This window comes from Allosphingosinicella sp., assembly GCF_036387215.1.
In the GTDB taxonomy this organism is placed as follows: domain Bacteria; phylum Pseudomonadota; class Alphaproteobacteria; order Sphingomonadales; family Sphingomonadaceae; genus Allosphingosinicella.
The window spans coordinates 1-6,551 of sequence record NZ_DASVUE010000417.1 but is presented as its reverse complement, the minus strand read 5'-3'; the positions used below and the strand labels follow the sequence as shown (position 1 = coordinate 6,551).

Genomic DNA, 6,551 nt, shown 5'->3' with positions numbered 1-6,551 from the left:
GACAAGATCTGCTACATCGGCTGCGGGGTCACGACGGGCGTCGGCGCCGTCATCTACACGGCCGGAGTCGAGCCCGGCGCCAACGTCGCGGTGTTCGGCCTCGGCGGCATCGGCCTCAACGTCATCCAGGGCGCGAAGCTCGTCGGCGCCGACCGGATCGTCGGCATCGATATCAACCCCGCCAAGCGCGCCATGGCCGAAGCGTTCGGGATGACCGACTTCATCAACCCGAACGAGGTCGGCACCGACAAGGTCGTCCAGGCGATCCTCGACATCAGCGGCGGCGGCGCCGACTACAGCTTCGATTGCACCGGCAACACCGACGTGATGCGCCAGGCGCTCGAATGCTGCCACCGCGGCTGGGGTGAGAGCGTCATCATCGGCGTTGCCGAGGCAGGGCGTGAGATCGCTACCAGGCCGTTTCAGCTGGTTACAGGAAGAGTCTGGAAAGGCAGCGCTTTCGGCGGCGCCCGCGGCCGCACGGATGTGCCCAAGATCGTCGATTGGTACATGGACGGCAAGATCGCCATCGATCCGCTCATCACCCACAGGATGAAGCTCGACGACATCAACACCGCTTTCGATCTGATGCATGCCGGCGAGAGCATTCGCTCTGTCGTCGTCTACTAAGGGAGGGCAGGAATGTTCAGCCACGTGATGCTCGGCGCCAACGACGTCGAGAAGTCGAAGGCCTTTTACGATGCTTCGCTCGCTGCCCTCGGCGTGCGGCCCGGCCGCACCGACGACAAGGGCCGTGTCTTCTACATGCACGACGGCGGCATCTTCATGCTCAGCAAGCCGATCGACGGCGAGCCGGCATGCCATGCCAATGGTGGGACGGTGGGCTTCAAGGCTGCAACGCCCGAGGCTGCAGACGCCTGGCATGCAGCTGGAGTGGCGCATGGCGGCGCGCCGATCGAGGATCCTCCGGGCTGGCGCGAGAACGCCTTCGGCCGCCTTTACCTCGCCTATCTGCGCGATCCGGACGGCAACAAGATCTGCGCACTTCATCGGCCGCCTGCATGACGCAGCTCGACACCGTCTCCGTCACCCGCGCCCACGGCGGCACCCAGCATGTCGTGAGGCATCCGAGCCGTTCGACAGGCACGGACATGACCTTCTCGGTGTTCGTGCCCCCGCAGGCGGAAGACGGCGCCCTGTGCCCGGTGGTCTGGTACCTGTCCGGCCTCACCTGCACGCACGCGAACGTGGTGGAGAAAGGCGAATATCGCCGCGCCTGCGCCGAGCTCGGGCTCATCTTCGTCGCCCCCGACACGTCCCCGCGCGGGGACGCGGTCCCCGACGACGAAGCCTACGACTTCGGCAAGGGCGCCGGCTTCTACGTCGATGCGAGGCGGGATCCGTTCTCCCAAAACTACCGCATGTACAGCTACATAGTCGACGAACTTCCCGCAGTGGTTGAAGCGGTATTTCCCGCCGATCTCTCCCGCCAGTCGATCACCGGCCATTCGATGGGCGGCCACGGCGCGCTGACGATCGCGCTTAAGAATCCCGGCCGCTTCCGCAGCGTCTCCGCCTTCGCCCCGATCGTCGCGCCTTCGCAAGTGCCGTGGGGAGAAAAGGCGCTAGCGGGCTATCTTGGCAACGAGCGCTCCGCCTGGCGCGCGCATGACGCGGTGTCGCTGATCGAGGACGGTGCGTGCATCGAAGAAATCCTAATCGACCAAGGCACTTCCGACAGCTTCCTCGAACGGGAGCTGAAGCCGGAGCTGCTCGCCGAAGCCTGCCGGAGCGCCGGGATCGACCTCACGCTTCGGATGCAGCAGGGCTACGATCACAGCTATTATTTCATCTCCACCTTCATGGAGGATCATCTGCGCTGGCATTCGGAGCGGCTCGCCCGGTGAGCCCGCTCCTCCAGCTGATGGTCGATGCCGCGCTCGAGGCGGGCCGTGAGGTCGAGGCGATCTACGGCGCGGGCTGCGCCGCGGAGCTGAAGCGTGACGGCTCTCCGGTCACCGAAGCGGATCGCCGCGCCGAGGCGATCATCCTCGCCCGCCTCCGCGCCGCTTATCCGGACATCCCGGTGCTGGCCGAGGAGGAAGCCTGCGAGGGCTGCTCGCCCGACGTGGGGAGCCGCTTCTTCTGCGTCGATCCGCTCGACGGCACCAAGGGCTTCATCGAGCGGAACGGCGAGTTCACCGTCAACATCGCCTTCATCGAGGCGGGCGAGCCGGTCGCCGGCGTCGTCTACGCGCCCGACAGCCGCCTCCTCTATTACGGAGCGCGGGGCGAGGGCGCCTTCCGCGCCCGCGGCCGCGCTCCGCCCGAGCCGATCCGCACCCGGCCTCGCCCAGGCCACGGCCTCACCGCCATCGGCAGCCGCAACCACCACGTGCAGGGCACCGAAGAAGCCAATGCCCGCCTCGGCATCGCCGAATATCTCCCCTCCGGCTCCTCGCTCAAATTCTGCCTGCTCGCGGAGGGCTCGGCCGACGTCTACCCGCGCTACGGCCGCACCATGGAATGGGACACCGCCGCGGGCCAGGCCGTGCTCGAAGCCGCAGGCGGCCGAGTGATGGCTCTGGAGGGCGGCAAGGAGGCCGGGCCGCTACGCTACGGCAAGGTCGCGGAAGGCTTCGAAAACCCCCATTTCATCGCCTGGGCGCGTTGATCAGATGATTGGATGACGCTCCCAATTCGCCTTGTCGGTGCGGCTGGTCATCTTCTTGTGGAGCTTGCACATGGTTTTCGAACCCGTCTGCTCGAACAGGAAGGGCAAGACGGCGTGGATCATGACGCACAGGCCGCCCACCACCATCGTCGCTCCGAAGCCGGCGGCGGTCGCCAGATGCTGGGCGTAGCTCTCGCCCACTTCCGAGGGGTGCCGGGTGAAGGGGTTCGCCATCTGCTGCCGCTCTTGATGTGGGTCCGCGTTCGCTTATTGCTCCCGCTCGTCGCGTCATCCCATAGCGCCGGCGCCGCCGCCTAGCCAGAGAAAGAGCCGCCGCCCGATGTTCGATCGATTCCCGGATCCGGCCGGCGATGCGCTCCACGCGGTGATGGCCCGCTGCCGCGACGACGATCGGCCGCACAAGATCGATCTCGGCGTTGGCGTCTACCGCGACGACAGCGGCGTCTCGCCGGTCATGCGGGCGGTGAAGGAGGCCGAGGCTCTCCTGCTCCGCTCGGAAGAGACCAAGGCCTATCAGGCGCTGGCGGGAGACCATGATTTCATCGACGCCATGACGTCGCTCGTCTTCGGCAATGATGGAGCCGCTGAGGACCGCCGCATCGCTGCGATCCAGGGCACCGGCGGCACCGGCTCGCTGCGTATCGCCCTCGATATCGCAAAGGCGGCGTCGCCGGGCTTGAAGCTGCATCTCGGCCTGCCGAGTTGGCCCAACCACGCCTCGCTCGCCGCGGCGGCCGGGATCAAGCTGGTCACGCATCGCTATTTCGATGTCGCCGCGGGCCGGCTCGACATCGAAGCGATCGAAGCCGCCGCGCTGGCAGCGGAGGAGGGGGACCTCTTCCTCTTCCATGGCCCGTGCCACAATCCCACCGGCGCCGATCTCACGCCGGAGCAGCGCGCCCGCCTCCTCGCCATTCTCACGGAGCGCGGCGCGATCCCGATCATCGACGCGGCCTATTACGGGCTTGGCGACGGCCTTCAGCAGGATCTGCAGGTGCTCCGCGATGTTGCGGCTTCGGTCCCGAGGGCGCTGATCGCCGTCGCCTGCTCGAAGAGCTTCGGCCTCTACCGCGAGCGCACCGGCATCCTCTTCGCCCTCTGCGCCGACTCTGCCGAGCGGCACCGCGTCCAGGGCCAGATGGAAAAGGTCAGCCGCACCCTCGTTTCGATGCCGCCCGCGCACGGAGCGGGGACGGTGGCTCTGATCCTCGGCGACGATCGCCTGCGCTCGCTGTGGGAGGAGGAGCTTGCCGGAATGCGGCAGCGCATGCTCGCCCTCCGCGCCGAGCTCGCCGCCCTCGCCAACGCGGCACCGATGCTGCGCGGGGTCGACCGGGAGCGCGGCATCTTCAAGATGCTCCCGCTCTCGCCTGAGCAAACCGAATGGCTTGGCCGCGAGCATGCGATCCATATGGCGCCTTCGGGCCGGATCAACATCGCCGGCCTGAAGCGCGGCGATGCATCGCGCCTAGCCGCCGCGCTTGCGGACCTCGGCTAGCTCAGTTCCGGCACACCCGAACGTCCACCTGGCGGCCGGAGCGGCGGTCGCGGGTCGCCTCCATTGCGCATTTGCGGCTCCGATAGTCGCGCCGCGCCACGCGCGTTTCGCCCCTCTCGCCGTCCGAATAATATTCGTAGGGGTAACCGCGGTCGTAATCGAACCGGGCGCCGCCGCCCCGGGCCTCGACGCCGCTCCCGCCCTGAGCGAAATAGCCATAGGCGTTGGCGAGCAGCGAATCGTCGCCGATCCCGCCGTAGCCGTACCCGCCAAAGCCGTAATAGCCGCAGGTCCCGCGCCTCAGGCACCGCTTTCGCCAATCATGCCGGTCGTGGCGTCCGTCGTTCCACCAGCCGCCGCCCCCGGGCCGTCCGGGTCTGCCCGCTCCGCCGTCCGGTCCGAGCCGCGGCTGATTGAGCGGCACCATCGAGGCGCCGGCGCTTGAGCCGCCGGACTGCGCCGTCGCCGGCGCTGCGGCGAGGCATGAGGTGATCAGGATGGCGGCCGCGGCGGCACGAAGCGTCTTCATTGGCACCTCCAGCTGGATGTTCCGAACGGCTCTAACAGACCCGCGCGGGCGGCGGGAGGCGGCAGCTTTCGACTGCCCCTGAACGGGACAGCGCTTTCGTTTCCCGACGCCAGCCGCTATCCAGCTTTACGTAAACGGAAAGCGGGGGAAGCAATGGCCGAAGCCTATATCGTCGAAGCGGTGCGCACCGCGGGCGGCAAGCGCGGCGGCGCGCTCAAGGACTGGCACCCGGCCGACATGGCCGCCGAAGTGCTGGATGCGCTGGTGGAGCGGTCGGGGGTGGATCCAGCGGCGGTCGAGGACGTGATCATGGGCTGCGTCGGCCAGGCCGGCGAGCAGAGCTTCCATGTCGGGCGCAATGCCGTGCTCGCCTCGAAGCTTCCGGAAAGCGTCCCCGCGGTGACGATCGACCGCCAGTGCGGCTCCTCGCAGCAGGCGGTCCAGTTCGCAGCCCAGGCGGTGATGAGCGGAACCCAGGACGTGGTGATCGCCTCCGGCGTCGAATCGATGACTCGCGTCCCGATGGGCCTGCCGTTCACGCTCCCGGCAGAGCATGGGATCGGCACCGGCCCCTTCTCGAAGCGCATCCAGGATCGGTTCGGAGTGAAGATGTTCAGCCAGTTCATCGGCGCCGAGATGATTGCCGAGAAGCACGGCTTCACCCGCGACGAGCTCGACCGTTTCGCACTCGAAAGCCACCGCAAGGCCGCCGCGGCCACCCAGGCGGGCGCCTTCTCGGACGAGATCGTCCCGCTGCAGGTCGAGGGCGCCGAGCACCGCACCGACGAAGGGATACGCTACGATGCTACCATCGAAGGGATCTCATCGGTGAAGCTCCTCAAGGAAGGGGGCCGGATCAGCGCCGCCAACGCTTCCCAGATCTGCGACGGCGCAAGCGGCGTTCTGGTGATCAGCGAGCGGGCGCTGAAGGAGCATGGCCTGAAGCCGCTCGCCCGCATCCACAACCTCACCGTCACCGCCGGCGATCCGGTGATCATGCTGGAGGAAGTGATCCCCGCCACCCGCCGCGCCCTCCAGCGCTCCGGAATGACGATCGACGAGATCGACCTCTATGAGGTCAACGAAGCCTTCGCCCCAGTCCCGCTCGCCTGGCTGCGCGAAACGGGCGCCGATCCGGACAGGCTCAACGTCAACGGCGGCGCAATCGCGCTGGGCCACCCGCTCGGCGCCTCGGGCACCAAGCTGATGGCGACGCTGGTCCACGCCCTCAAGTCCCGCGGCAAGCGCTTCGGCCTCCAGACGATGTGCGAAGGCGGCGGCATCGCCAACGTCACGATCGTGGAAAACCTCGCCTAGCGCCCCCTTCTGCCGAGCCTCGACAGCAGCCCCGGCCGCGCACGCCGCTCGAACAGCTCGTCGGGCGCTTCGGGGTCAAGCGCTTCGCTCTTCGCAAGCTTCTTCTCGAGCGCGTTGGGTTCCCTCGGCTCCAGTGGAACGAGGGTCCGGCCGCGGCCGCGCATCCGCTCGATGCAGCCGATCAGGGAGCCGCTCTCGCCAAAGCAGGCGTCCACCTCCGCTCCCTTCGCCCCGAGATGTTCGGCCAGAAGGTCGGTCCTGAGCCGGGCGATCTTCCGCTGCGCCTCCGGGTCCGCGCTGCCGTCGATCAGCACGTCGCATTCGCTGTCGAGGCCCATGGAGCGGTTGTTCATGTTGGCCGATCCGGCGCGAAGATAGAGGTCATCGACGAACATCAGCTTGGCATGAACGTAGATGTCCGCGCCTTTCTCGGTCACCGGGCTGTAGATCCGGAAGCGCCCGTGCCTGTCGCGCTCGCGAAGCGCCTGCATCAGCTCGTAGCGCGCGGGGCTCATCACCGCCTCGTCGAGCCAGCCATAGGCGGTCTTCGG

9 protein-coding genes are annotated in these 6,551 nt (G+C 67.7%); 6 read left to right on the top strand and 3 right to left on the bottom strand.

Annotation, left to right across the window (positions count from 1 at the left end):
- From VF662_RS15920 to cysQ, 4 genes are all read left to right on the top strand, one after another.
- Positions 1-630, top strand: a 630-nt coding sequence (locus VF662_RS15920; RefSeq protein ID WP_464142933.1) for a zinc-binding dehydrogenase, incomplete at its 5' end; no start/stop codon positions are given.
- A gap of 12 nt (positions 631-642) precedes the next feature.
- On the top strand, positions 643-1,026 hold the full coding sequence (locus tag VF662_RS15915; RefSeq protein ID WP_464142932.1) for a VOC family protein: 384 nt from the start codon (positions 643-645) through the stop codon (positions 1,024-1,026).
- Entirely contained in the window at positions 1,023-1,868 is an 846-nt protein-coding gene (gene fghA / locus VF662_RS15910; protein WP_464142931.1) for an S-formylglutathione hydrolase, read from the top strand. The genes VF662_RS15915 and fghA overlap by 4 nt, the downstream gene beginning before the upstream one ends.
- Positions 1,865-2,635, top strand: a complete 771-nt coding sequence (gene cysQ, locus VF662_RS15905) for a 3'(2'),5'-bisphosphate nucleotidase CysQ (RefSeq protein WP_464142930.1) — start codon at positions 1,865-1,867, stop codon at positions 2,633-2,635. The genes fghA and cysQ overlap by 4 nt, the downstream gene beginning before the upstream one ends.
- Here cysQ and VF662_RS15900 read toward each other — a convergent pair whose 3' ends face one another.
- The gene (locus VF662_RS15900; protein WP_464142929.1) at positions 2,636-2,869 is read right to left on the bottom strand and encodes a DUF6356 family protein; all 234 of its coding nucleotides are present in this window, start codon (positions 2,867-2,869) and stop codon (positions 2,636-2,638) included.
- A gap of 106 nt (positions 2,870-2,975) precedes the next feature.
- On the opposite strand from VF662_RS15900, the gene VF662_RS15895 reads away from it, so the two are divergent.
- Complete coding sequence (locus tag VF662_RS15895; RefSeq protein ID WP_464142928.1) at positions 2,976-4,154, top strand: aromatic amino acid transaminase; 1,179 nt, start codon at positions 2,976-2,978, stop codon at positions 4,152-4,154.
- 1 nt (position 4,155) lies between these two features.
- Here the strand turns inward: VF662_RS15895 and VF662_RS15890 are convergent, their stop codons facing one another.
- Complete coding sequence (locus tag VF662_RS15890) at positions 4,156-4,683, bottom strand: hypothetical protein (RefSeq protein ID WP_464142927.1); 528 nt, start codon at positions 4,681-4,683, stop codon at positions 4,156-4,158.
- Positions 4,684-4,836: 153 nt separating this feature from the next.
- Here VF662_RS15890 and VF662_RS15885 point away from each other — a divergent pair, with 153 nt between their 5' ends.
- Positions 4,837-6,000: an acetyl-CoA C-acetyltransferase gene (locus VF662_RS15885; RefSeq protein ID WP_464142926.1), complete on the top strand. Its 1,164-nt coding sequence runs from the start codon at positions 4,837-4,839 to the stop codon at positions 5,998-6,000.
- On the opposite strand, the gene VF662_RS15880 is transcribed toward VF662_RS15885, so the two are convergent.
- Positions 5,997-6,551: phospholipase D-like domain-containing protein (locus VF662_RS15880; protein ID WP_464142925.1), on the bottom strand; the 555-nt coding region annotated here is incomplete at its 5' end. The genes VF662_RS15885 and VF662_RS15880 overlap by 4 nt on opposite strands.